Source organism: Streptococcus lutetiensis, from assembly GCF_900475675.1.
In the GTDB taxonomy this organism is placed as follows: Bacteria; Bacillota; Bacilli; order Lactobacillales; family Streptococcaceae; genus Streptococcus; species Streptococcus lutetiensis.
Genome location: NZ_LS483403.1, coordinates 506,026 through 532,316, shown reverse-complemented (window position 1 = coordinate 532,316; position 26,291 = coordinate 506,026). Strand labels below are relative to the sequence as shown.

Below are 26,291 nucleotides of genomic sequence, written 5' to 3'. Positions count from 1 at the left end.
CTCAAGCAGAGTGCGTTTTACTATTATCTTTCCCCTTTGTTACGGATAACAAATCCATTTTTCTTCTCGCTTGATGTGCGGTGTGGGCGTTTGTTATCTTTATTTTGGAAATCACGTTTGTTCTTAGATGATGTGCGTTTGAAATCGCGGTAGCCGTTGTCACGGTCATCACGTTTGCGATCACGCCCGCCACGGCGGTTATCACGTCCACGGCCATTATTTCCACGGCCACCTTTACGGTTGTTAAAGCCACCACCTGAAGGTTTGAATGGCAATGGTTTTTCACGCGCAATTTCAACTTTCGGAAGAGTTTCAGGGTCTTTAAAGGTTAAGCTTAAGATGTAAAGTGCCAACTCCTCTGGTGTGAATTCAGCAGCCAATTTAACCGCATCTCCTTTGAATTTATCAAAGCTGTTACGGACTTTTTCGTCAGCAAAGTCACGTTCAATTTTCTTAAGAGCAACTTTTTTCTTAGCTTTGAAGGCTTCATCAGCAGTTGCTGGTTTCAAACCTTTCATACGTTTTTTCGTCAATTTTTCAATAATTGACAAATAACCCATTTCATTTGGTGCAACAAAAGTAATAGATTGACCATGTTTACCAGCACGTCCAGTACGTCCGATACGGTGTACATAGCTTTCTGGATCTTGAGGAATATCGTAGTTATAAACGTGTGTAACACCTGAAATATCAAGACCACGAGCAGCTACGTCAGTTGCAACCAAGATATCGATGTTATCATTTTTGAAATCACGTAAGACACGAAGACGTTTGCCTTGGTCAAGATCACCGTGAATGCCTTCAGCACGGTAACCACGCAATTTCAAACCACGTGTCAATTCATCAACACGACGTTTTGTACGTCCAAAGACGATTGACAATTCTGGTTGATCAACGTCCATCAGACGAGTCATTGTATCAAATTTATCTTGTTCTTTAACACGAATATAGTATTGATCGACAAGATCAGTTGTCAATTCTTTAGCAGCTACTTTAACGTGTTCAGGATTATGCATGAATTTAACCCCGATACGTTTGATTGCTTCAGGCATTGTAGCTGAGAAAAGAAGTGTCTGACGTGTCTCAGGCACACGTCTGATAATAGCTTCAATATCTTCCAAGAATCCCATGTTAAGCATTTCATCTGCTTCATCAAGAATCAATGTTTCTACGTGTTCAAGTTTTAAAGCTTTACGTTTAATCAAATCAAGCAAACGACCTGGTGTTCCGACAACAATATGAGCACCTGAACGAAGAGCTTTAATCTGTTTTTCAATGCTTGAACCACCGTAAACTGAACGGACTTTAACACCTTTTTCACGACCAAAACGGAACAATTCTTCTTGACCTTGAACCGCTAATTCACGTGTTGGAGCAATAACCAAGGCTTGGACAAGATTACGACTTGTATCAATTTTATCCAATGTTGGTAGACCAAAGGCAGCTGTTTTCCCTGTACCAGTTTGCGCTTGTCCGATAACATCCTTACCTTCCAATGCCAAAGGGATTGTCAACTCTTGGATTGGTGATGGCTCAACAAAGCCTGCTTTTTCAACAGTAGCAAGGATTGCTTCCGATAAGTTAAGTTCTGTAAATTTCAAATTTTTCTCTTTTCTAAAAGGCAGTGCGAAGCTGCCTTATTAAACTTTAATTTCGTTGTTTAACAACTTTTCTAGTGTAACATATTCCAGAATAAAAAGATAGGAAACAGGTCCATTTAAATCATTAACACGTTTTCATAGTGTCAATTATTTAAATATTTTGTAAAAAAGTTATTAGCGTTTTTTTGATGTTTTTTAAGTTTTCTTTAAGGTAAAGAAACTAAAACATAAGTATCCTAAAACTTTTCTTTTCCATAATCTCAAGGAAACAGCTCTGATTCGTCAGGGCTGTTTTTTTATGCTAATAACCAAAAAGCCTGAGCAATGCTGTACTGACCCCAAAAAGTTGGACAATAAATTATTGAAAGGATTTAGTTCTGTATTGCACAGGACTGAGTCCTTTTAATTTTGTCTTGATACGTTTATTGTTGTAATAAAAAATATAATCCGTAATGGCTTGTTCTAGCTTATCAAGCGACTTAAAAGTCTTTTCATAACCGTAAAACATCTCAGACTTTAAGATGCCAAAGAAGGACTCCATCATGCCATTATCTGGACTATTTCCCTTGCGTGACATAGATGGACGAATCCCTTTGGATGCCAAGAAATCATGATAAGACTGGTGTTGATATTGCCACCCTTGGTCGCTGTGAAGAATAGTTCCTTGGTAAGAGGTAGCCGGAAATGCTCTTTTAAGCATGGTTTGAACCTGTTTTAAATCAGGTGAGCGTGACAAGGTGAATTCAATAATCTCACTATTGTATCCATCAAGAACAGGGGATAAATAGAGTTTCCCTCTAATATTCGGTAAAGCGAATTCAGTGACATCTGTATAACACTTCTCATAAGGCTTAGCCCCTTCAAACTGACGTTGAATTAGATTATCAGCTTTCTTCCCAATCTCTCCCTTGTAAGACGAGTATTTACGCTTACAACGAGTACGAGCAGCGAGTCCCATGAGTTTCATTAACCGTTGAACCTTCTTATGATTGATAACAAATCCTCGGTTTCTTAGTTCTAAATGAATACGACGGTATCCATAATTGCCTTTATGGTCATCGTAAATGGTTTGAATCATCTCTTTGACCTTCTTATCTTTCTTAGCTCTATTAAACCGTTTCAACTGATAATAATAAGTAGAACGAGCTAGCTTAGCGGTTTTTAGTAAGAGGTCTAATCGAAATCCTCCTGAGACCAGTTCTCTAACTGTTTCCACCTTTTGCGCTGTAAGGCTTCGTCCCTCAAGCGCAATTCCCTCAACTTTTTTAGATAAGCTACCTCGGTACGCAGACGCTCATTCTCTTCCAGAATATGCTCTAGCTCAGTCATTTCTTTACAAGTTTTCTTTGGTTTACGTCCCATCTTACTCGGTCTCCCTCGTTGTTTCTCAACAATAGTATACCCGTTTTTCTTGTATTGTGCTATCCAATTGGTGAGTAGGGATTGTTGGGGAAGAGCATAATCCAGTGATACGGTGAGCTGAGATTGACCTTCAATAAGAACTTTATTAATAATTTCCTGCTTTAATTTAGAGGGATAATACTTATTTTTCCCTTTTTTAACAACCTCAATACCATGTTTATTCATAAGCCGTACCATGTACTTAAGATTGGATAGACATACACCGTACTTTCGACTAATATAAGGCCAAGAAAAACCAGCTTGTCTTAACTGATATATTTCTAGTTTATCTTCATAACTTAATTTCATACAAAAACACCCCAATTGTTAGATTTTTTTCTGTCTAACTTTTGGGGTGCAGGTCATGCTCAGACTTTTTATTATTACATTTTTTCTTCTAGTTCAACTTCAGGGTATTTATCCGCAAACCAACGAAGTGCAAAGTCGTTTTCGAAAAGGAAAACAGGTTGATCGAAGCGGTCTTTAGCCAAAATATTTCGGCTTGATGACATGCGTTCGTCAAGATCTTCTGGTTTAATCCAACGAACAGTCTTTTTACCCATTGGAGTCATGATAACTTCAGAATTGTATTCATTTTCCATACGGTGTTTGAACACTTCAAACTGCAACTGACCAACAGCACCAAGCATGTAATCACCAGTTTGATAGTTCTTGTACAATTGGATTGCTCCTTCTTGCACCAATTGTTCGATGCCTTTGTGGAATGATTTTTGTTTCATGACGTTTTTAGCAGCAACTTTCATGAACAATTCTGGAGTGAAGGTTGGTAGTGGTTCAAATTCGAATTTATTTTTACCGACAGTCAAGGTATCACCAACTTGGTAAGTTCCTGTATCGTAAACCCCAATAATATCACCAGCAACGGCATTTTTAACATTTTCACGTGATTCTGCCATAAACTGTGTCACGTTTGACAATTTAACTGATTTTTTCGTACGAGCAAGATTCACGCTCATACCACGTTCAAATTCACCTGAGACGATACGCACAAAGGCAATACGGTCACGGTGACGAGGGTCCATGTTAGCTTGGATTTTGAAAACAAATCCTGAAAAATCTTTATCGTAAGGATCGATTTCATTACCTTCAGTTGTTTTGTGACCATGAGGTTCTGGAGCAAATTGCAAGAATGTATCAAGAAAAGTTTGCACACCAAAGTTTGTAAGGGCAGAACCAAAGAAGACTGGTGTTAAATCACCTGATAAGATAGCTTCTTCTGAAAATTCATTTCCTGCTTCTTCTAGCAACTCAACATCTTCCAAGACTTGTTGGTAGAATGGGTTGTTAGCAAATAATTTGTCACCATCTTCAAGCGCTGCAAAACGTTCATCACCTTTGTAAAGTTCCAAACGTTTGTTGTACAAATCATAAAGCCCTTCAAATGATTTCCCCATACCAATTGGCCAGTTCATTGGATAGCTTGCGATACCAAGCACTTCTTCCAATTCTTCCAATAGATCAAGTGGTTCACGACCATCACGGTCAAGTTTGTTAATGAAAGTGAAAACTGGAATATTGCGATGTTTTACAACTTCGAAAAGTTTTTTCGTTTGTGCTTCAATACCTTTGGCGGAGTCAACAACCATGACTGCTGCATCAACGGCCATAAGTGTACGGTAAGTATCTTCAGAGAAGTCCTCGTGCCCCGGTGTATCAAGGATATTAACACGTTTACCAGCGTAGTCAAATTGCATCACTGATGATGTTACAGAGATACCACGTTGTTTTTCGATATCCATCCAATCAGATTTTGCGAAGTTCCCTGTTTTTTTACCTTTAACAGTACCAGCTTCACGAATTTCTCCACCAAAATAAAGTAATTGTTCTGTAATTGTCGTTTTACCAGCATCCGGGTGACTGATGATGGCAAATGTACGACGTTTTTTAATATCATCTTGAATTGTCATTTTATTTCCTTATCACTTTTAGTAAATTCTTAAATTACGATATCACAGTTTTAATTAGTGGCTACATTGGTCCACTCCTTTTTTGCAATAGAAAAATAGAGTCATGGGACTTCATAACCCTATTATTATAACGAAAATTAGCCGCTATTTCAATATTTCTCCTCTAACTTATCACCAGAAACCGCAAAATAATTCAGCGGAAAGTTCTAAAATGAAGTTAGCCACCTAAGGGTATCAAAAAACATCTCAGAGAGATATAATTGTAATCACCACAACAACAATTAGAAAGACTCTGAGATGCAAAACTATTATACACCAAAAAGTAAACATTTAACACTAACTGAACGTAGAATGATTGAACGTTGGCTTCAAGAAGGGCTCTCAAATCGTGAAATCGCTAGGAGATTAGCTAAAGCTCCTCAAACCATTCACAACGAAGTCAAACGTGGTCAGGTTAGACAACAAGTGCGTAAAGGAAAATTTGAAGTGATCTACTCAGCTGATTTTGCTCAAAAAGCCTATCAAAACAATCGCAAACGTTCTGTTAAACAAGTCTCCCTAACCAAGGGACTCAAAGGAAAGATAACTCACTACATCGAACAGAAATACTCTCCCGAGATGATGGTAAAGTCAAAAGGGATACCTGTTCCCATCTCCACCATTTACTACTGGATTCATCATGGACACTTAGGATTGACCAAGGCTGATATGCTTTATCCTCGACAAGAGAAAGCTAAGAAAAAGCATGCTAGTCCCAATTTTAAGCCAGCTGGAAAGTCTATTGAGGAACGACCAGAAAGCATTAATAAGCGTGAGAATATCGGTGATTTTGAAATTGATACGGTTATTCAAACACGGGCAAAAAACGAGTGTCTGTTGACTCTAACCGATAGAAAGAGTCGTTATCAAATCATTCGACTCATTCCCGATAAGTCCGCGGTTTCAGTCAATCAAGCTCTGAAAGCAATCCTCAAGGATTATCAAATGAACTCTATCACAGCTGATAACGGGGCTGAGTTCAGTCGTTTAGCAGAAGTTTTTGACCCTACTCATATCTATTATGCCCACCCGTATTCTTCTTGGGAGCGTGGTACTAATGAGAATCATAATAGACTCATCCGGCGTTGGTTACCTAAGGGAAGCAAAAATGCGACTCAACAACAAGTCGCATTTATTGAAAACTGGATTAACAACTATCCAAAGAAACTATTCAATTATAAATCTCCTAAAGAGTTTTTACAGACTGGCTAATTTGAACTTGAAATTTGGCAAAATAATTCAGCAATAAGATAGTGCAGATTTCAACACTTGCTCCATAATGTTCCATAGTACCAATAAAGAATGTCAACAAGAAAAGCAAGGTATGGAAAAGCGTGAATTTTTTACCTTTTAATAGAACCAATAAGAAGGTTGGATACATGCAGAAAAGAATAATCCCCTGACGCAAAAGCGCATCAACATAGAAACTATCATCATACATTGGAACACCGTTAATCTCTGTAAATGTTGGAATATTTCTTGGCATCCAATTGAGACCAAATTGCTCCAGATACGCATGACCGATGCCAGTTCTTCCAGTAAATAGATGATTCAATGTAACAAAAATAGGATTATCTGGTGTAAAATATCTCGGCAAAGCAAGCCCAAGTGCAAACATTCCTATAACAAATGGCATGATAACATATCCTGAAACTTTAATTTTCGATAAAATTGGTTTCAAAAAATAACACAAGATAATACCAAGTGCAATAAAAAATGATGTTCTTGAATCCGTCACTGAAAAAACAAGCAAAGCTGCTAACAACATGATTATCCCACCAACAAAACGATAAGGCTTTCTAAGTAGTGAAAAATCATAAATTAGAGTAATGAAAAACATTCCAAGTGAGTTTGGATGCATAAAGCCATAAGAGTGCCTTACAATTTCTGTATGTGATCTTATTCCAGAGACATCATGAATAAGATGTCCATTGTAAGCCAATAAAACCATCATAGCCACGACTAACTTGAAATAAAAGAGTGCAGTGATTAAATTATCATCATCTTTATCAACACTGACCGACAATAAAAAGAAGACAATCATGCTTAAATCATCTATTGCTGTATCAAGATAGCCTGATGGGGGCAAGAGAATCATAAATGCGAGAGCAAAAATTCCAGCTAAAATTTTCTCAAGTGAAAATCCTGTTCGACGGAAGTTCCATAAATAAATAGCAAATCCACCCATAATTGATAGGCTAGACATAAACAGGAAGACCTGTTGTGGAAATGGATAACGTTTTAAAAACCACGCTAAAAATAAAATACAACATTCAAGGAAATACAACGCTCGGTAGATAATAACTGAGGCTTTATTTCCCTCCTTAACACTTTTCTCTACCATCTCCACATCACTAGTTTTCCAAAGCTTCTACAACTTTAGCGAGATGCATTGAATTACTTCCTTTCAGTAAGATTTGGTCAGCAGGTTGTAAAACAGTTTTAACCGTTTTTAGCATGTCTTCAAATTGATCTTCATCAGCTGTTTTCTTAAAGTAATAGACTTTACCCAGTGGGAACATTTGACTAGCAAGTTGTGCCAGTTCAGCAATGTCTTCACCATAGAAAATAAGAGTGTCTAAGGTTTCAGGTGACAAACTCATAATCATGCGCCTGTGAAGTTCGACAGATTGCTCACCTAATTCTTTCATATCAGCAAGCACAGCGATTTTTTTACCACCTTCATTAGCAGGAATTTTAGAGAATGTTTCTAAAATCAAACGCATTGCTGTTGGGTTAGCATTGTAGACATCTGACAGGATATCTGCACCATTAGCCGCTTTTTTCCATTCTGTGCGGTTACGTGTTAATTCGATGTTTTCTAAGGCTTCAACAATATCATCATCTGAAATCGCCAATAACTTACCAACATAAGCTGCTACCATGGCATTTGTAGCATTGTATTTTCCTGGAACAGGAAGTGTAATTGGACGGTCAATTACATTGGTTGTAAAAGTAAGCGAATCTTTGCTTTCTTGCAAATCTTTGACAAAAATCTCAGCACCATCTCCGAAACGAATCACCATTTGACTTTCTGGTAAGTAAGGATCAACAATTGAGTCAGCTGGTGCAATCAAAATACCATCTGAGTCCATACCATCAACGATTTGAAGTTTACCTTTAGCAATTTTCTCACGGCTGCCAAAGAATTCCAAGTGCGCTTCACCAATCAAAGTTACAACACCGATGTGTGGTTTAGCCAATTCAGACAAGAGATGAATATCACCCATGTGGTCTTGTCCCATTTCAAGGACAATTTTTTCTGTATCATCTGGCATGTGAAGTGCTGTATAAGGTAAACCAATTTCATTATTGTAATTACCTTGTGTTTTGTATGTTTTATATTCTGTTGAAAGTACAGCAGCAATCATGTCCTTGGTTGTTGTTTTACCATTTGAACCTGTGACTGCAATCACATCAACACGTTGTTTTTCAAGATAATAACTTGCTAGGGCTTGGAAAGCTTCTAAACAATCGTCAACTAAAATATAAGGATGACCTTCAACGTCACGCTCTGAAAAAGTGGCAACAGCACCATTTTCAAAAGCTGTTTCAATAAAGTCATGTCCATTACACGCACCCTTTAGAGGTAAGAACAAATCGCCTTTTTCAATCTTGCGACTGTCAAATTCAATTTGTCGCAGGGGAACGTCATCAAACTCCGAAATCGTATTCTTAGCGCCAACAACTTTGGCAACTTCATATAAAGTTAATTTCATTTTGAATCCTTTTTAATTATTTAAAAATATAGTGTGTTAACGCTTTTTATTATACCACATTTTGCAAACCATGCAGGAATTTTTATGATACAATTGTAATTGCAAAGCTTGTTTTGCACAGAGTAGATGATTCGCGTCAAGTGTGTGTGAATGGGATGTCGTCACACAACGAAGCAATTTGCGCGGTGAATCATTGCATCCGCTGTTATTTTTTAACAGCTCTAGTTTTCAAATGTAAAAAGGAGCAAAAAATGAAAAACATTTTTCAAACACCCAAAATCACATCAAGGCGCCTCGTGACCCTAGCTATGCTAATTGCACTGGCTTTCATTGTTGGAAAGTTTTCTATTCCAGTCATTCCAGAACAGTTGGTCATAAGCTTTACTTTTATTGTTAATGCCATTATCGGAATGGTTGCTGGTCCTATTTGGGGATTTATTAGTTTTGCCATTCTTGATGTCGTTGATAATCTCTTAAGCGGTCAAGGAAACTTCATCATCTGGTGGACTTTGATGGAAGCTGTTCAAGGATTTTTTTATGGACTTTTCTTCTATGGAAAAGAGCTCAAATGGTCAAATAAAAAAGATTGGCTTCACGTCACTCTGGCAGTACTTGTTACCATGCTGATTAGCACTTTTATCTTCACACCACTACTTGTTCAGATTTATTTTCACGTTCCATTTTGGGCACAATACGTCGCTGGACGTTGGTTAAAAATCTTTGAAATTCCAATTCGTATTATCGTCATCATGCTTGTTGTTCCAAGGTTGCAGCGCATCCCTGAACTACGCAAGCTTGCTAATTTATAAATCAAAAACCTCAGAGAGTTATCCCATCTCTGAGGTATTTTTTGCAGCAAAAAAGCACCCAACGGTGCTTTTCATTTTTAAATCAAATGGCTTTCGCGTTTTTCAAACATCTCTTTTGCCAACTCAACCAATTTTTCAATCAAATCTGGGTAAGCAAGTCCCATGTTTTCCCAAAGACGTGGGTACATTGACCATTGTGTGAAACCAGGCATTGTGTTCAATTCGTTAAGGTAAACATGACAATCTTCTGTCAAGAAGAAATCACAACGTGACAAACCGCAGCCACCGATAGCACGAAAAGCTGTTGTTGCATAGCCACGCATTTCTTCCATAATGTCGCTATCAATGTGAGCTGGAATATCCATGGTAATTTTGTTATCGATGTATTTAGCATCGTAATCGTAGAAAGCAACGTCCTTAACAACTTCACCAGGGAGCGTTGTTTTCACGTCAGCATTTCCCAAAATACCAACTTCGATTTCTCGAGCGTTAACACCAGTTTCGATAAGAATACGGCTATCATATTTAAGAGCAAAGTCAATAGCTGAGCGAAGTGCTGCTTCATCTTCAGCTTTTGAGATACCTACTGAAGAACCCATGTTAGCTGGTTTAACAAAGACAGGGTATGTCAATTTGTCATTTACTTCTGCTACGACTACATCAAGATCAGAACCTTCAACATAAGTCACGTAAGGAACAAGTGGAACTCCTGCAGATTCAAGGACATGTTTTGTTGAAATTTTGTCCATTGCAACACTTGATGACAAAATGTTAGTGCCAACGTAAGGCATTTTAAGAACTTCTAAGAAACCTTGGACAGAACCATCTTCACCCATTGGTCCATGAAGAACAGGGAAAACAACTGCTCCTTCTTCATAAATATCACTTGGTTTAATTTTTTGACTTTCAACAACAGTGGCGTTAGTCATCAATTTTTCATCGTCAGCAGGTTTGCTAAAGAATTCTTGTGTTTTAATAAAATCACCAGATTTTGTGATGAAGTAAGTTTTCACAAAGAATTTATCATAATTAATCGCACGCATGACGCTTTCAGCTGATAAAACAGATACTTCACGTTCCGCAGAACGTCCACCATAAAGTAAAACAAGCGTTTCTTTTGCCATAAACTTTAACTACCTGAACAGAAAACATACCAAGCTTGACCAACGCTCAATACATTTCTCATCAAACCGAGCAACTCCACCAAATAAGCTAAAACTCGGTTCCAGTTCAATTCCTTTTCTATTACAATTTCCTACTTATGATACCACAAATAAAGCCACCTTTCAAATCACCTTAAGTATTTTGATGATAGAAAATTTGACAAACAAAAAAGCAGCAAATCGCTGCTTTCTAAACCTTAATTATTGACCAATATATACTCTGAATCATCAATATCCAGTAATAGTCTTTTTCTCAAAATAAACCGCCATCCATCTATTGAACCAATCATTTGGATCTGTTTTCACATTGGACGTTAATTGATAAGCATTATAATCTGTTTTAGGAGTACTTAACAAGGGCAGCATTACATCACTATTTTGGGGCGCATCATATAATATACTATACTGATTGGATACTTCCTTAAATGATTTTGTTAAATCATTATTCACACTCAAGTAACTTTGAACAAATAGAATCATCAAAAGTAGTGAAATAACAAATACAGATTTCCTAATTCTCTGATTTAAGATATTTATTAAGCTAAATAAAACAATTCCAATAAATAATACCGCACCAAAAAATGTTCTTTTTGGGGTTTCTGGAGATAAGACTAATGCAAAAGTCGATGCAAAATGCCCAATAACTAATATACTTAATAAGCTGACAGTTTCTATAGACAGCTGTACTTTTTTAATAACTAATATAATAAGTAAAATAATTATTAAAATATAAATTAACCAATAATTCTGAATTAAGCTATCTAAAATTAGTCTAAAATTATTTTTTAAGACATCAAAATTCAATGCCATCCCACCACGTTTCTGTGACCCCGGAGATTTTATCATCAATAAGAATCCTAATCCACCAGTAAATAAGCTTCCTAATCCAAATATTGTTCCTTTACTTTTATAAGGATAGTGAATAATCAAGTACAGAAATGCCATTAATAAAAGTGCCGGCGATGAATTTTCATTGCACGCTCCAGCCAAAAATCCCAAAATCATAATTCCAATTCCTTTTAAATTGGAAATTTCTCTATTAGCTATTGATATAATACATTTAAAATAAGTGAGATAAATAACACTAGTCCATAAATAATTTCCTGAACCAGAGACCCATAGAACAGATTTCCCTATTTCTGGAAGATAAAACCATAAAAATATAAATAACAATAGGTAGGAAACTGGAGTGATTTTAACAACTTCTTTTACTTTACTGATAGAAAGTAAGAGAAACATCAGTGTTAAATAAGCCAATGTATTAAAAACATCAAAGTATACTTTTTTAAATTGTAAAAAGAATTGCACTATTGAATGCGCTACAAAACGACCATTCCACAATTGCCAATGATTGATTTGAGATTTCACAATTGAAAACAACCCGTTAATACGCTTAGGATGAGCGGTTGGCAAATACCCCTGATAAACAAAATGATAAGTATAATCATCCGATGTAAATAATGTCAGACGATTTAAGTGGAAAATTAGTAATGCAAAAATAGCACTAAGCCCTAAAAACCAAAAATATCAATTTCTTTTAGAATTCAACTTTGACTGACTATCACCATTATTCAAAATCACTAGCACAATACCTTTCTAATAAAAGCTTCTCACGTTTTTTTATTATAGCATACTTATCCAAGATTGAAATCAGCTACAAACAAAAAAGCAGCAAATCACTGCTTTCTTAGTTTACAATTCTGTCCGATTTTCAATGGCGCGAAGTAGGGTCACTTCATCGGCATATTCGATATCTGAACCTACCGCTAATCCACGCGCCAAGCGTGTTACTTTGATTCCTGCAGGTTTTAGGACACGTGAGATATACATAGATGTTGCTTCACCATCTGCGGTGGCGTTGGTTGCAATAATAACCTCACTAACCTCACTATCCATCAAACGTGTAATCAATGACTTCAAATTAATATCATCAGGACCGACACCATTCATCGGTGAAATAAGTCCGTGTAAGACATGATAAAGTCCGTGATATTCTTGGATTTTTTCCATGGCAGAGACATCTTTTGAATCCTCAACCACCAAAATCACTGAACGATCACGTGTCTGATCATTACAAATTTGGCAAGGATCTTCATCAGTCAAATTCCCGCACACTGAACAATAAGTTAATTCACGTTTTGCAGCTAACAAGTTTTTAGCAAATTCATTCACGTCTTCGTCAGACATGCCAATCGTGTAAAAGGCCAAACGAGTCGCCGTTTTAATCCCGATTCCGGGTAACTTTGTAAAACTATCAATTAGCTTTGCAATTGGTGTTGGATAAAGCATTGTTTCTCCTTTCTTCTGATAAAGTCACGAGCCGACCTTTGCCGACTCGAACTTCTTTTTTATTTATTAGCGTATGTTGACATGTACAAGTTAATAATGTCGCGCGCAATTAGTTGGTTAGGGTGATTCTCATCACTTGTTAAGTGAGGAATAATAACCGCAACCGCAATTTTAGAATCATTATTTTTTGAGTAATCATAAGCAAGAACACTCAAGTTAACTGTTGTCACTGCATTACCATTAGCGTCAATAGCATAAGTTTCGGCAGTACCTGTTTTACCGGCGATAGTGACATTTCCACGCATGTGAGTACCAGTAGCATAACCACTTGTACTATTTACCACTTGATAGAAACCTTGTTGAAGAATAGCCATTTCATCGCTTGAAATATTAACTTTGTTTAAAACATTAGTATCAATCATTTTAGACAAGTTGCCAAGTCCTGTTGTGCCATCATTATCATAGACACTATCGACAATGTGTGGCGCAACACGGTTACCACCATTTGCGACTGTTGCAGCATACTGAGCAAGTTGCATTGGTGTGTAAGAATCGTACTGACCGAAGGCTTCTGTTAAGACATTACCAGGGCTGTAATCTTCTGAGAGGTAACCAGTCGTTGTTTCTGGCAAATCCATTCCAGTGCTTGTTCCTAAACCATATTCGGCATAGGTAGCACGAAGTTCTTCCATAGCTTCTTTTGTTCCAGTTGTGGCAAGTGCCATTCCAGAATAATATTCTTGCCCCATCATTTTAAGAGCTACTTGAACCATGTAAGTATTTGAAGAGTACTCAAGGGCTTGAACTGCTGTGATATTCGTTGCCCCACTACCTGTGAACCATGATTTAATGGCTGGAGAGCCAGCAAGATTGATTGACTGGTCAGCAATAACTTGGTTACCAGAAATCGCATTATTTTCCCAACCTGAACTGATAGTTGCAGCTTTGACAACTGACCCTGGAACAAAGAGGTCATTAATTGTTCCAAGAGCGTCTAGAGTTGTTGTTGACGAACCAGTTTCATGTGACAAACCTGCCATAGCTAAAATAGCACCTGTCTTCGGATTCAAAGCTACCGCATAAGCCCCTTCAGAATAAGTGGCAAAACCAGCAGCGATTGAGGCTCCGTAATACTGATTCAAAATATTTTCAACACCTAATTGGAAATCAGAGTTGACAGTCAATTTCAAGTTTTTACCTGCTTTACCTTCTCTAGTAACATCATCTGAGACAACGTTACCATTTTTATCGGTAGTGATTTCACGAACTGTGTGTGTTCCTTGCAAATCATCTTCATAAGCTTTTTCAAGATAAGATGTTCCGACACGGTCATTCATCGAATAACCTTTAGCTAGATATTCTTCTGCTTCTTCAGCTGGCAAACCTGATTGTTTTGAAGAAACTGTACCAATAAGGGTTGAAAGAGAACCTGTTGATGTTTGACGATCCCAGTCAGTCGCAATAGAAATTCCTGATAATTTTGAACGATTAGCTGTGATATAAGCAATTTGATCGTCTGTCAAATCACCAGTCGTCAAATTAACAGTGCTAAATGTTGAGGCAGCATTCATCTGACTGAAAATGTACACCAACTTCAATTCGTCTTCTGAATAATTAATCTCATCATCCGTTACAGCCTTAACAGCATTGGCATAAACTTTTGATTCGGTTAAGTTATTACCGTAATTATCATATTTTTGATTATTCGGAAGACTCTTGACGACCTTAGCATAAGTGTCTGAATCAGCTAAATAATAATCTTTTTTCTGGCGTGTTGTAACATTTGTTTCCGTGAAATCAACCAAAGTTGATAAGGTTCTTGCCAAGTTTTTCATTTCCTCAGCAGTGATGGTATTACTACGTGTGAAAGCAACGACTTGTTTAACATTATTTGATACTAATAGATTGCCTGCAGCATCAAAAATTTGACCACGAGGACTTGAGGACGTTACCTTGTAGGTAGTTGATGAATTTAACTTATCATCATAAAAAGATTTATTTAAAATTTGCATCTGTGCCAATCTCAAAATAATAATTGAAAATAAGACGACGATAACTGCAAAAATCAAATAGATACGTTTTGTAATACTGGTTGTTTTTTTTGCAATGTTGATTTTGCTCAATCTCTTCTTAACTGACATTCTTTCCTCACAATTAAAAGCTTCGTTTTATATTTTATCACAATTTACTTAAAAGAGAGTGACACAAAATATAAAACTTTTCACTTTTTTACATCCCCACTTTTCAAGAAAAAAAGTGCACCAAAAAAGGAGTGATTTAACACTCCTTTCACTCTATTTAGCATCAACTGAAAAATCAACGCCGACTTTATCACTTAAGAATTTCCAAAGGAAATACGCAATGTAAAAATCAATTGTTCCATGAACAAGAGAACCTAAACCAATCAAGCCTACTAAAGACCAAATATAAGCTGCTCCTGTATGAGCTCCAGCTGTTAGCGCAAGAACAACGATAAATTCTGCTAAGCCGTGTAAAAGGTTTAAGAAAATCGCTAATCCCAATGTCAAAACTGGCTTTTCAAGCAAGGTTGGGTGTTTTTTAATCATGACGGCACCAACGACTGCAAACAACAAATGTGATACAGCTCGCAAAACGATGACAATTGGAAAACCAGCTAACAAGAATCCAAGACTTGTTCCTAAAGCAACTAGAACAGCCACTTGTGGTGAAATGAACATAGCCATAAAGACAGGTACATGACTAGCTAGTGTAAATGAAGCTGGACCAATGACAACCTTAACCGGCATAACCATAGGAATTAAAATCCCAAAGGCAACTAAAATAGCTGTAAAAGCAAGAGACTTAGTTTGATGACGTCTCATATGACAACTCCTTTTATATATGATAATACCTGAATGATCCCCAATTATCACTCAGGTATGACGATAGCTTTAATCAATTAACTAACAAGCAATACACACGTTTTTTTGAAAGTAGCTAACTGACCTTGCCTATTATAAAGAAAAAAAGAACAGGTGTCAAGACACCTGAAGCTGTTTTAATTTGATTTCAAAAGCAAGCCTTTATCAGACAAGTCAGATTTGATTTCTTCAAATTCATCTTTGGAATGACATGACAAGGTATGTGTATGAATACCATCCGTTAAAGATGAAAGGAGAGTGGCATTTGAATGTTCAACCTTCTCCATAAAGTTATCAATGTCTTCCTGACTTTTGATATTAAGAGGTGCTGTCAGCATCCCATAAATTGGATGTTCAACTTCCACATCAACCATAATGCCACCTTTTGAGATGACACTCTCCAATTCTTCTTTAGTATGCTCTGGACCGTGTTGACAAGCAATTTTCCCGATAAACTGGTGTGAGTAAAGTGCCTGAGATAAGACATAACCTCGTGGCGTAGAAATGACATCATGATTAGCTGCTCTCAACAAAGCCACATCTCCTACAATAATTTGGCGACTCACACCAAGTTGACCTGCTAAAACACTTGCTGAAATGGGAACTTGCGTCTGATTCAAAATATCAATAATTTTCTGACGGCGTTCTGCTGCTTTCATAAAAGCCCCCTTTACAAAATATAATACTTATTACTAATCATACCACAAATTAAGCGAAAACAGAATTTCTCCGAACTCTTAACAAAAATCTAAACAAATTCAAAAAAAGCACCCTAGGAGTGAGCCTAGAATGCTTTCATATCAAGGTTTTTAAGCCTTATAATCTTATATCAGATTATTTACCCAAGAAGTATTCGTCAGTAACGTTCAATTTTTCGTCAAATTCGAATACAAGTGGTGGGAAGTTAGGGATTTCAACATCCATAATTTCGTCATCTGACAATTGTTTGATGTGTTTTACAAGAGCGCGGATTGAGTTACCGTGAGCACCTACAAAGACGTTCTTACCATCTTTAAGAGCTGGAGCGATTTTATCTTCCCAGAATGGAAGGGCACGTTCCAAAGTAACTTTCAAGTTTTCTGCATCTGGAACAACTTTGTCATCAAGGTTAGCGTAACGACGATCAGTGTGTGCTGAGTATTGATCGTCTTTAGCCATAGCTGGTGGCAATACATCGTATGAACGACGCCAGATGTGAACTTGTTCGTCACCCCATTTTTCAGCAGCTTCAGCTTTGTTTTGACCAGTCAAACCACCGTAGTGACGTTCGTTCAAGCGCCATGATTTTTCAACTGGAACCCAAAGTTGGTCAGAAGCTTCAAGAGCAAGGTTAGTTGTTTTGATAGCACGTTTAAGAACTGAAGTGAAAGCAACATCGAATTCGATTCCTGCTTCTTTGATCAATTTACCTGCTTCAGTAGCTTGTTTAGTACCTTCTTCTGTAAGGTCAACATCAGCCCAACCAGTGAAAAGGTTAGCTTTGTTCCATTCAGATTGCCCGTGACGTGCAAACACTAATTTTACCATTAGATAAAGTCTCCTTTAAAATAGTCCAAAGGCTATAAATACACAGCAAAAAATAGATCTTAACCCTTATCATTAAACTATTTTTGGCTCAGCATTTTAACCAATTATTATTACGACAAAAGTCGTTTACTCTTACTATTCTACCCAAAAAGCTCTAAAAAAGCTAGTATAATTGCTAATTTTCTGTAAAAGAGTCTGCCTTTACCAACCGTTTACTCTCATTTTTTTCAAAATAAAAAAATGGAATGACCAGCAATCGATTCTTAAAAAGAGTGATTCAATTGCGGTCACACCACCCCACTTTCTAACGAAAATGGTAGCTTTCTATATGATTAAGGCTATTATAGTTCAAAAAATTTTCTATGTCAATTTCATTGTTCGCATGGCATTTAAGGTCGCAAGTACTGTCACACCAACGTCGGCAAAGATAGCTAGCCACATATTAGCTAAGCCTAGACTAGCGAGTATCAAGACTAAAACTTTGATACCGATTGAGATAATAATATTTTCTCTAGCGATAGTGATTGTCTGGCGTGCAATCTTGATAGCCTGCGCAATTTTTGACAAATGGTCATTCATAACCACGACATCTGCTGCTTCAATGGCTACGTCACTACCAAGTCCGCCCATGGCGATACCGACATCAGCTCTAGCTAGTACAGGAGCATCATTAATGCCATCACCAACAAATCCAACTATGGCACGAGGAGATTTTTTCGCCAAATAGCCTTCCAGTTCACTGACCTTATCGGCTGGCAATAGCTCCGCTTTGTAATCTGTCATAGACAAGTCACTAGCAATTTTTTTAGCAACTTCGTGGCGGTCTCCCGTTAACATGACAAGATTTTTCACACCAGCTTTTCTAAGTTGCTCTAGAGCTTCTTTGGTGTCAGATTTAACACAATCTGAAATAACGATATGTCCAGCATAAGCACCATCAATAGCCACATGAACAATCGTTCCGACTTTATGGCAAGATTTCCATTTAACTCCTAAGTTATCCATAAAGTTAGTATTTCCGACAACCACATCATGTCCATTTACCTTAGCACTGATACCGTAACCAGACTTTTCAGTCACATCTGTAATCGAACAATCATCTGCTTCTTTTTCATAAGCTTCACGAAGTGATTGAGCAATTGGGTGACTTGAAAAACGTTCTACGTGACTAGCTAAGTGTAGTAGTTGCTCTTTCTTAATATTATCTGAATGAAGCGTTGTTACCTCAAAAACACCTTCTGTCAAAGTCCCTGTTTTATCAAAAAGCAACGTTTCAAGCGACGCTAAACTTTCAAGATAATTTGACCCTTTAATGAGAACACCAGCTTTTGAGCTTGCTCCCAAACCGCCAAAAAAGCTAAGCGGAATAGAAATGACCAAAGCACATGGACAAGAAATAACAAGGAAAGTAAGCGCACGGCTCAACCACTCTGGAAAATCCCCTACAAAATCACCTGAAAATACTGGTGGTAAGAAAGCTAAAATCAAAGCAGCAATAACTACCGTTGGCGTGTAAACTTCTGCAAACTTAGTCATAAAACGTTCGCTCTTTGATTTATTAGCTGTTGAATTTTCAAGCAAATCTAAAATCTTACTCAAAGTAGAATCTTCAACACGATGCAAAACTTTAACACGAATAACACCTGTCATGTTAATCATCCCTGAGAGAACTTGGTCTCCAACCTGAACACTTTGCGGTAAACTTTCTCCTGTCAAAGCTGCTGTGTCAACCGAAGACTCACCAGAAACCAAGATACCATCAATCGCAATCTTCTCCCCAGGTTGAATCACAATCACCTGACCTTCTTGTAAGTTTTTCGGATCCACATCAACTGTTTGACCCCCTTCTTCCAAATGAACAAGGTCAGGTCGCAAATCTAGCAGTTCTGAAATTGATTTTTCACTGCTGCCTTCAGCAATATGCTCAAAAAATTCACCAACTTGGTAGAAAATCATTACAAATACAGCTTCGGAAAATTCAGCCTCGCCAGTCATAAAACTAAGAGCAAATGCTCCAAGTGTCGCTAGTGACATCAAAAATTGTTCACTAAAGACTTTCCCTTGACTTATTTTTACCAAAGCTTTTTTCAAAACATCATAACCAGCTATTAAAAATGGAATGGCATATAAAAAAGCTTGAGCTACTAAGCCTAGATGGTTCAAGCGAACCACAAGGAACACGACAAGAAAAACTAGCGCTGCTAGCAAAATGCGAGCGAGCTTCTTTTTATGTTTATGTGACATGATTAATCCTCCTGATAATGCTCTACAACAGACTCCAAAACTTGGCTAATATGCTTATCAGCAAGAGAATAAATCTGATTTTTCCCTTCACGTCGAACAGAAACAATCTTGAGATTTTTTAGCATAGTCAACTGATGTGAAATCGCTGATGGCGTCATCTCTAGAATTTCTGCTAATTCACTAGATTTTAACTCTCCCTTACTTAAACAAGAAATAATTTGTAAGCGCGTCGTGTTTCCCAAAGCCTTAAAAAAGCTGGATACATCCATTAGAGAATCACCTTTTAGCAATTTTTGTGATTCATTAGTCTCAATCATCTTAATTATCTCCAATATCTTTTATAAAACAATTGAACAATTACTCAAACGTTCTACTATAATCACTATATCACTTTCGCAAAAACTATGCAAGCATGAACTAACTTTGTTTAATTCGAGAGGTATTTTTCATTTTATAAGTCTATTAACAAGGGAAAAAACAAAAAAAGCATCCTAAAACAAGCAAAATATTTCTATTTTTTATAAAATTATCAAAAATGTTCGGAAAAAGACTTGCTTTCAGGTTACTGAAATAGTAAAATGTTTCTTGTAATATCAGAAAATTCACTATTGTGTGATAATAGATTTTTGGAGGACTTTATGGTTTCAACTGCAACTAAAATTGGAGCTTTCGATTTTGACAACTGCTTGATGAACGCTGCTGGCGTTTATTGTATGACTCGAGAAGAATTAGCTGAAATTGAAGCTTCTGCTGCAGGCTCTTTCGTCACAAAAACTGGGACATTGGCTGCGCGTCCAGGAAATCCCGAACCACGTTACGCTGATACAGCTCTTGGTTCAATCAATTCTATGGGACTGCCAAACAATGGTTTCCAATATTATCTTGACTACGTTACTGAACTCCAAAACACACCAAATAGTAAAAATCATTTCTTGTCACTTGTTGGTATGTCTGAAGAAGAAACACATACTATCTTAAAAACAGTTCAAGAGTCTGACTACCAAGGACTTGTAGAGCTAAACCTTTCTTGTCCAAATGTCCCAGGTAAGCCACAAATCGCTTATGATTTTAAAACAACTGAACAAATTTTAAAAGATATCTTCACATACTTCACAAAACCTCTTGGAGTTAAATTGCCTCCATATTTTGACATTGCGCACTTTGACCGTGCAGCAGCTATCTTCAATCAATTTCCACTAACTTTCGTTAACTGCATCAACTCAGTTGGAAATGGTTTGGTGGTTGACGATGAAACTGTTGTTATCAAACCTAAAAATGGTTTTGGTGGCATCGGTGGCGATTATGTAAAACCAACTGCTCTTGCCAATGTCCATGCCTTTTACAAACGCCTAAATCCTTCTATCCAAATCATCGGAACTGGTGGAGTCAAATCAGGTCGTGACACTTTTGAACACATCTTGTGTGGTGCAAGTATGGTTCAACTAGGAACAATCCTTCACCAAGAAGGCCCTGCTGCTTTTGCACGTATCACAAAAGAACTTAAAGCTATCATGGAAGAAAAAGGGTATGAAACCCTAGAAGACTTCCGTGGCAAATTGAAATATATCAACTAATAAAAAATAAAAAGAGCAAGGACATGTTGTCCTCACTCTTTTTAGGATTTGCCACCTCCTACAGTTGACATAGAAGCTCTTCTCATAAGAGAAAGAGTTCCTAAAAGATTAATTATTACGCATTAAGTTCAAAATTGGTTTTTTGATCAGTAGCAACAAAGCACCAATACCAAGACACACAAGTCCTAAGATACCGAAGAATGCTACTTCTGTGTCTTTAGTAAAGTATGGTGTAATCAAAGCATTCACTGCTTGTGAAGTTGAATCTGCCAAGAACCAAAGTGCAACCATTTGTGATTGGAATGCAAGTGGTGCAAGTCTAGTTGAAACAGATAGACCTACTGGAGAAACTAACAACTCACCAGCCATTTGAACAGCAAACATTACTACCAACCAGATAAAGCTTACACGGTTGTTGGTTCCGTACAACATGCCTGGTAAAGTCATGATCATGTATGACACACCAGTTAACAACAATCCTAATCCAAATTTTGTAACCGCTGATGGTTGACGTTCACCCATTTTGTTCCAAATCCAAACAAATAATGGAGTCAAGATAACGATGAACAATGGATTAAGCAATTGATACCATGAAGGGTCAATATAAATGTTAATACCAAAGATTGTTGGATGCAAGTTTGTACGAGTTTCACCCCAAACAGCAATAACTGTCGCACTTTGCTCTTCAACTAACCAGAAAACGATAGAAGACAAGAACAATGGAAGGTAAGCCAACAATTGCTTACGTTCTGTGCTTGAAACTTTTTTAGATGCGAACATCAAGATAAAGTAGATAAATGGGATGAAGATACCAGCCATTGATAGAATATTGATGACGTTATCAACGAATTTAGCTGGGCTTGCTTGATAAAGTAATGTTCCAGCAACAGCTAAGATAACAAAACCAATAACTGATTTGATTGCTAACCCTTTTTTCTCTGCTGTCGTTAATGGATTAGAAGGTTTATTTCCAATTTCTGGGAATTGCTTCATTCGTCCATACCAATAAACAAATAGAGCAAATACCATACCAATAGCGGCAAGAGAGAAACCTAAGTGATAGTTGATACTTTGTCCAACTGTTCCTACTACAATAGGAGCAAGTAATGAACCAATATTGATACCGATGACAAAGATATTGAAACCTGTGTCACGACGAGGATCGTCTGGTCCATACAAGTGACCAACCATATTTGAAATGTTTGGTTTTAACATCCCTGTTCCCAAGATAATCAAGAATAGTGAGATGAAAAGAGACGTCAAGCCAAACGGAAGAGCTAAAACAATGTGCCCTAGGGTAATAAGAATACCACCGATAAAGATTGTTTGAGATGCGCCAAGGACACGGTCTGCAAACCATCCACCAATAATACCTGAAAGGTATACAAGAGCTCCATAGATACTTACAATAGCCATTGCTTGTGGCTTAGGAAGTCCTAACCCTGCGTTAGCTGAAGTAACAGATGCGTACAAATAGTAAATTAAGATCGCACGCATTCCATAATACGAGAATCGTTCCCAAAGTTCTGTTTGGAATAAAGTAAACAAAGCCTTAGGCTGTCCAAAAAATGTTTTTTCTTTATTTTTTTCCATACGATCCATTATATAGATTTTTTTTAATTTGAGCAATAGAAATTTTATTTAAAATATTAAGTAAATTCTTGAAAATAGATATCATCACAGCAAATTCCTCTCAAAATCAATATCTTTTTCAAATGACTTACTCAAAAAAATAGCGCCATAAAGGCGCTATTTTTTGACTTTTAAAGAGATTTAGTCAAAATGACACAGCCTCGCTATTTATAAAATTGTAATAAATATACGCATTTCAATAATCTGGAAATAAATTTTTGAAAATGACTGCCAAAAATATGCCAACTTTAAGTGACTTAGTTTCCTTTGCAAGTTAGATTTCCTACTTTAGACAATTTTTAATTATTAATGCAAGTACTCACTGCTGACTTAGCCATAATCGGCTAAGAAATCAACTCTCACCCCAAGTTTCTTATTCTTTACCAATTATCCCAAAAATCACTGTCGTCTTCGTCTGGGCTTGTTTTATCGTCTTTTTCTGCTTGATCTTGAGTGATGATATTTCCGTTTTCATCAACTTTTGGTTTCATGGCAAGTCCCACCATAATCAACATCACTGCCTTAACAAGTGAAAAAGCACCTAAAAAAATAACAACTAACAAAAGTGTTTTATCCATGATTCAACTCTTTCTTTACATTTATCACACGTAAATTTACGATACTTCTATGTTCGATTATAACATAAAAGCACGGATTACTTTGATTTATTACTGTAAAACTTTTCCTCTTTATAAGAAAAAAAGAGCCTTACCAGGCTCAACAACAGTTGATATGACAAGGTTCTTTTCTATGTAATTATTTTACAGCGTCTTTAAGTGCTTTACCAGCTTTGAATGCAGGTACTTTTGAAGCTGCAATTTCAATTTCTTCACCAGTTTGTGGGTTACGACCTTTACGAGCTGCGCGTTCGCGAACTTCAAAGTTACCAAAACCGATTAATTGAACTTTTTCGCCTTCAGAAAGGAAGCTTTCGATTGCTGAGAATACTGCATCTACAGCTACTGCTGAATCTTTTTTAGTAAGCTCAGTTGCTTCTGCAACTTTAGCGATTAAATCTTGTTTGTTAGCCATTTAACAAATCCTCCAATTAATTTCTAAGCGTTAACACTTTAACAAAGTCTATGATACCCAAAAAAAGGCTTAAGGTCAAGTATTAAACGTTTAATTAGCCGTTTTTCTTGTAAATATCAAAGTTAAATCGATCGCCTACAAGATCAATTGTTGTCGCTTTCAAAAAGATGCCAGCATCGTTTTTTATGTTCTGAATATTGATATTAATAACAGACTCTTTTGGCAAAACTTCCACAAAATTTGGAAGGTCAACACTTGATTTTAAGTACTTCAAAACTTCTGATTCTGGCAATGTTAGTGTTCCAACTGAAAATGAAGTGATTTTTAGCTGAATAGCTCCCGATTCTAAGCGACTTGGTTGGAAATAAATGTAAAGTGGTACTTCATAACCTAAAAAAGTATAAGTTCCTTCAAACAAAATTGCTGATGAAGTTGCGTAAACATTGTAAGATGAATTTTTCGTTTGGTAATCTTTCAAATATGAGGCAACTGTGTTATTCAATTGCTCACGTGTTGTTGAAACTGTTCCAACTTTGACACTTTTAGCTTTTTTTGAAGTAATCGTTTGTGCTGCTGGTTCTCTGACTTGGATTAAGCGGCTAGCAATCACTCCCACAAAAGCCACATTAATAGCTAAAATGAGAAGGCACGCCCACTTCCACCAGTTAGTCTTTGTTCCATTCGTTTTTAGTTTCATTGATTTTCTCCATTGTTACGTCTGACATGATTTGATAGCCAATATTATTCGGGTGGAAATGGTCACCGCTGAACAGTGCATCGTTGATAACCGTTGTTTGGTCACCAGATGTTGACACAATTCCTTCTTGACCATCAATTCCTTTATAAAGTTGAGCATTGATTGGAACGAAGTAAACATGACGGTACTCTTTTGTCACACTCTCAGTAGCGTCATTCCAATCATTGATGATTTCTTGCATCTCCGTCATTTCAGGGAAATTCAAGTAAAACGGATTATAAATCCCCAAAATATAAATTGGCAAATCTTCATTTTCTGAGCGAGCTAGCTCAATAATCTGACGTAAACGTTCTTGATATGATTTGGCAGGCTTTTTAAAGGTCGCCACAGATAATTTCGTCAAATGCTTGCGAATGACAGCCATGACATCATTTCCCCCAACGGTTAGGGTCATCATATCCGCTTTAGCTAAGGAATTTTGGATATCTTGCTTATCTTTCATTCGTGTCAAAATCTGGTTACTGGTGTTTCCTGAAACCCCGTAATTATCATGTGAGACTTGATAATGATAAGTATCTGTTAAACTTTGAGATAGAATTGGGACAAAACCACCTTGATTAGTTGTATCGCCAACACCTTCGGTCAAGGAATCACCGATAGCCACATAACGAAATGACTTTGTTTTCTGAGCTAAAAAATCCTTTTTGGTTAATTCTTGATCTGATTTTGGAATCAAAATATTAAAAACGGCGATAAACAGAAGAAGGCATGCTAAAAAGAAAGCAAACCCAGTTAAAAAATTCTTTTTCTTATTCATAGCGTACCATAACCGCAAAAGCATCTTCACCAGTGTGCGTTTGAATGATTGAACCAGTTTCTAAAACAGCAATTGGAGCACCCAAAACTTGCAACTTTTCTTTAAAGCCATTTGCCATATCAGTCGTTCCACAGTATGAAATACCGATTTCAGCGACTTTTTTTCCAGATGTTTGTGCATGCTCAATAAAGCTATCAAGCCATTTGTTAAATGTTTTAACACCACGACCTTTGATAACTGTGTTCAATTCGCAATCAATCATTTCCATAACCACTCGAATGTTAAGTAGTGAGCTGAGAAGACCTGTAACGCGTCCAATACGTCCACCCTTAACCAAATTTTCAAGAGTTGAAACACCAATATAAAGTTCTGATTTTTGGCGAACTTCTTCAACTTTTGCAATAACTTCTTCCAAACTTGCACCTTCCTGAGCTAATTTGGCAGCTTGCACCACTTGGAATTTTTGACATTGGTCAGTAAATGTTGAATCGATAACCGTTACGTCCGCTCCAGCAAGGTTAGCCCCTTGACGAGCTGCTTCAACAGTTCCCGAAAGTGTATGCGTGATGTGAATTGAAACAATGTGCTCAGCACCATTTTTCATCAAGTTTTCGTAAACTTCTGCAAACACACCAACTGGGGGTTGACTTGTCTTAGGCAATTCTTTGCTATTGCGCATCAAATTGAGGAATTTTCCTTCCTCTTTCATGTCGTTATCAGAATAAACAACACCATCAATCATAACTGACAATGGCACAACTGTAATATCATATTTTTCAACTAATTCTGGTTCAATCGTTAAGGATGAATCTGTAACAACTTTAATTTTACTCATTTTTTATCCTATCATACTTTCAAAACTTTATATCAAAATTTTATCCTTGCAACTATTATACCAAATTTTTAGCAGTTGGGGGGACATTTTATCAGGATGATG

General features: G+C 36.9%; 22 protein-coding genes, 1 pseudogene and 1 riboswitch. Of the genes and pseudogenes, 3 read left to right on the top strand and 20 right to left on the bottom strand.

Annotated features, from left to right (window positions below; all coding sequences use genetic code 11):
* Positions 1-23: 23 nt before the first annotated feature.
* From DQN23_RS02875 to DQN23_RS02865, 3 genes are all read right to left on the bottom strand, one after another.
* Positions 24-1,601: a DEAD/DEAH box helicase gene (locus DQN23_RS02875; protein WP_020916419.1), complete on the bottom strand. Its 1,578-nt coding sequence runs from the start codon at positions 1,599-1,601 to the stop codon at positions 24-26.
* Between the two features lie 358 nt (positions 1,602-1,959).
* A protein-coding gene (locus DQN23_RS02870; RefSeq protein ID WP_111712674.1) for an IS3 family transposase occupies positions 1,960-3,311 on the bottom strand; the annotation gives its coding sequence in 2 pieces (ribosomal slippage) (positions 1,960-2,852 and positions 2,852-3,311; 1,353 coding nt in all).
* Between the two features lie 74 nt (positions 3,312-3,385).
* A complete protein-coding gene (locus tag DQN23_RS02865; RefSeq protein ID WP_058813738.1) occupies positions 3,386-4,930 on the bottom strand; it encodes a peptide chain release factor 3 in 1,545 nt (514 codons plus the stop codon).
* Between the two features lie 297 nt (positions 4,931-5,227).
* On the opposite strand from DQN23_RS02865, the gene DQN23_RS02860 reads away from it, so the two are divergent.
* Positions 5,228-6,181 carry an IS30 family transposase gene (locus tag DQN23_RS02860; RefSeq protein ID WP_111712673.1) on the top strand — a complete coding sequence of 318 codons (954 nt, stop codon included), beginning with the start codon at positions 5,228-5,230 and terminating at the stop codon, positions 6,179-6,181.
* Here the strand turns inward: DQN23_RS02860 and DQN23_RS09215 are convergent.
* A complete protein-coding gene (locus DQN23_RS09215; protein ID WP_233422891.1) occupies positions 6,156-7,313 on the bottom strand; it encodes a polymerase in 1,158 nt (385 codons plus the stop codon). The genes DQN23_RS02860 and DQN23_RS09215 overlap by 26 nt on opposite strands.
* Before the next feature lie 10 nt (positions 7,314-7,323).
* Positions 7,324-8,688: a UDP-N-acetylmuramoyl-tripeptide--D-alanyl-D-alanine ligase gene (locus DQN23_RS02850; RefSeq protein WP_058813736.1), complete on the bottom strand. Its 1,365-nt coding sequence runs from the start codon at positions 8,686-8,688 to the stop codon at positions 7,324-7,326.
* Positions 8,689-8,804: 116 nt separating this feature from the next.
* Positions 8,805-8,895, top strand: a riboswitch (THF riboswitch).
* Positions 8,896-8,939: 44 nt separating this feature from the next.
* On the opposite strand from DQN23_RS02850, the gene DQN23_RS02845 reads away from it, so the two are divergent.
* The gene (locus DQN23_RS02845; RefSeq protein ID WP_043894995.1) at positions 8,940-9,497 is read left to right on the top strand and encodes a folate family ECF transporter S component; all 558 of its coding nucleotides are present in this window, start codon (positions 8,940-8,942) and stop codon (positions 9,495-9,497) included.
* 77 nt (positions 9,498-9,574) lie between these two features.
* Here the strand turns inward: DQN23_RS02845 and DQN23_RS02840 are convergent, their stop codons facing one another.
* The 9 genes and pseudogenes from DQN23_RS02840 to DQN23_RS02800 all read right to left on the bottom strand — a co-directional run bounded on the left by DQN23_RS02840 (position 9,575) and on the right by DQN23_RS02800 (position 19,919).
* The gene (locus DQN23_RS02840) at positions 9,575-10,621 is read right to left on the bottom strand and encodes a D-alanine--D-alanine ligase (RefSeq protein ID WP_020916414.1); all 1,047 of its coding nucleotides are present in this window, start codon (positions 10,619-10,621) and stop codon (positions 9,575-9,577) included.
* A gap of 267 nt (positions 10,622-10,888) precedes the next feature.
* Positions 10,889-12,169 (bottom strand): annotated as a pseudogene (locus DQN23_RS02835) (DUF3329 domain-containing protein); the annotation flags it as partial.
* Positions 12,170-12,352: 183 nt separating this feature from the next.
* The gene (gene recR, locus DQN23_RS02830) at positions 12,353-12,949 is read right to left on the bottom strand and encodes a recombination mediator RecR (protein ID WP_014334442.1); all 597 of its coding nucleotides are present in this window, start codon (positions 12,947-12,949) and stop codon (positions 12,353-12,355) included.
* Between the two features lie 59 nt (positions 12,950-13,008).
* Positions 13,009-15,090 carry a penicillin-binding protein PBP2B gene (gene pbp2b, locus DQN23_RS02825; protein ID WP_020916412.1) on the bottom strand — a complete coding sequence of 694 codons (2,082 nt, stop codon included), beginning with the start codon at positions 15,088-15,090 and terminating at the stop codon, positions 13,009-13,011.
* A 153-nt stretch (positions 15,091-15,243) separates the two neighbouring features.
* Entirely contained in the window at positions 15,244-15,792 is a 549-nt protein-coding gene (locus tag DQN23_RS02820; RefSeq protein WP_020916411.1) for a hypothetical protein, read from the bottom strand.
* 176 nt (positions 15,793-15,968) lie between these two features.
* Positions 15,969-16,490: a transcription repressor NadR gene (locus DQN23_RS02815; RefSeq protein ID WP_020916410.1), complete on the bottom strand. Its 522-nt coding sequence runs from the start codon at positions 16,488-16,490 to the stop codon at positions 15,969-15,971.
* 175 nt (positions 16,491-16,665) lie between these two features.
* A complete protein-coding gene (locus tag DQN23_RS02810; protein WP_020916409.1) occupies positions 16,666-17,358 on the bottom strand; it encodes a phosphoglycerate mutase in 693 nt (230 codons plus the stop codon).
* A gap of 360 nt (positions 17,359-17,718) precedes the next feature.
* The gene (locus DQN23_RS02805; RefSeq protein WP_111712672.1) at positions 17,719-19,602 is read right to left on the bottom strand and encodes a heavy metal translocating P-type ATPase; all 1,884 of its coding nucleotides are present in this window, start codon (positions 19,600-19,602) and stop codon (positions 17,719-17,721) included.
* Positions 19,603-19,604: 2 nt separating this feature from the next.
* Positions 19,605-19,919, bottom strand: a complete 315-nt coding sequence (locus DQN23_RS02800) for an ArsR/SmtB family transcription factor (protein WP_058813731.1) — start codon at positions 19,917-19,919, stop codon at positions 19,605-19,607.
* Between the two features lie 321 nt (positions 19,920-20,240).
* Here DQN23_RS02800 and DQN23_RS02795 point away from each other — a divergent pair, with 321 nt between their 5' ends.
* A complete protein-coding gene (locus tag DQN23_RS02795) occupies positions 20,241-21,176 on the top strand; it encodes a dihydroorotate oxidase (protein ID WP_043894994.1) in 936 nt (311 codons plus the stop codon).
* 108 nt (positions 21,177-21,284) lie between these two features.
* Here DQN23_RS02795 and DQN23_RS02790 read toward each other — a convergent pair whose 3' ends face one another.
* From DQN23_RS02790 to DQN23_RS02765, 6 genes are all read right to left on the bottom strand, one after another.
* Entirely contained in the window at positions 21,285-22,769 is a 1,485-nt protein-coding gene (locus tag DQN23_RS02790; protein WP_020916405.1) for a peptide MFS transporter, read from the bottom strand.
* Between the two features lie 419 nt (positions 22,770-23,188).
* Positions 23,189-23,386 carry a hypothetical protein gene (locus DQN23_RS02785; RefSeq protein ID WP_020916404.1) on the bottom strand — a complete coding sequence of 66 codons (198 nt, stop codon included), beginning with the start codon at positions 23,384-23,386 and terminating at the stop codon, positions 23,189-23,191.
* A gap of 178 nt (positions 23,387-23,564) precedes the next feature.
* The gene (locus DQN23_RS02780) at positions 23,565-23,840 is read right to left on the bottom strand and encodes an HU family DNA-binding protein (RefSeq protein ID WP_003063767.1); all 276 of its coding nucleotides are present in this window, start codon (positions 23,838-23,840) and stop codon (positions 23,565-23,567) included.
* A gap of 94 nt (positions 23,841-23,934) precedes the next feature.
* Entirely contained in the window at positions 23,935-24,537 is a 603-nt protein-coding gene (locus DQN23_RS02775; RefSeq protein WP_020916403.1) for a YpmS family protein, read from the bottom strand.
* On the bottom strand, positions 24,506-25,354 hold the full coding sequence (locus DQN23_RS02770) for an SGNH/GDSL hydrolase family protein (protein WP_111712671.1): 849 nt from the start codon (positions 25,352-25,354) through the stop codon (positions 24,506-24,508). Before DQN23_RS02770 ends, DQN23_RS02775 begins: the two co-directional genes overlap by 32 nt.
* On the bottom strand, positions 25,347-26,189 hold the full coding sequence (locus DQN23_RS02765; RefSeq protein ID WP_111698323.1) for a DegV family protein: 843 nt from the start codon (positions 26,187-26,189) through the stop codon (positions 25,347-25,349). Before DQN23_RS02765 ends, DQN23_RS02770 begins: the two co-directional genes overlap by 8 nt.
* Positions 26,190-26,291 lie beyond the last annotated feature (102 nt).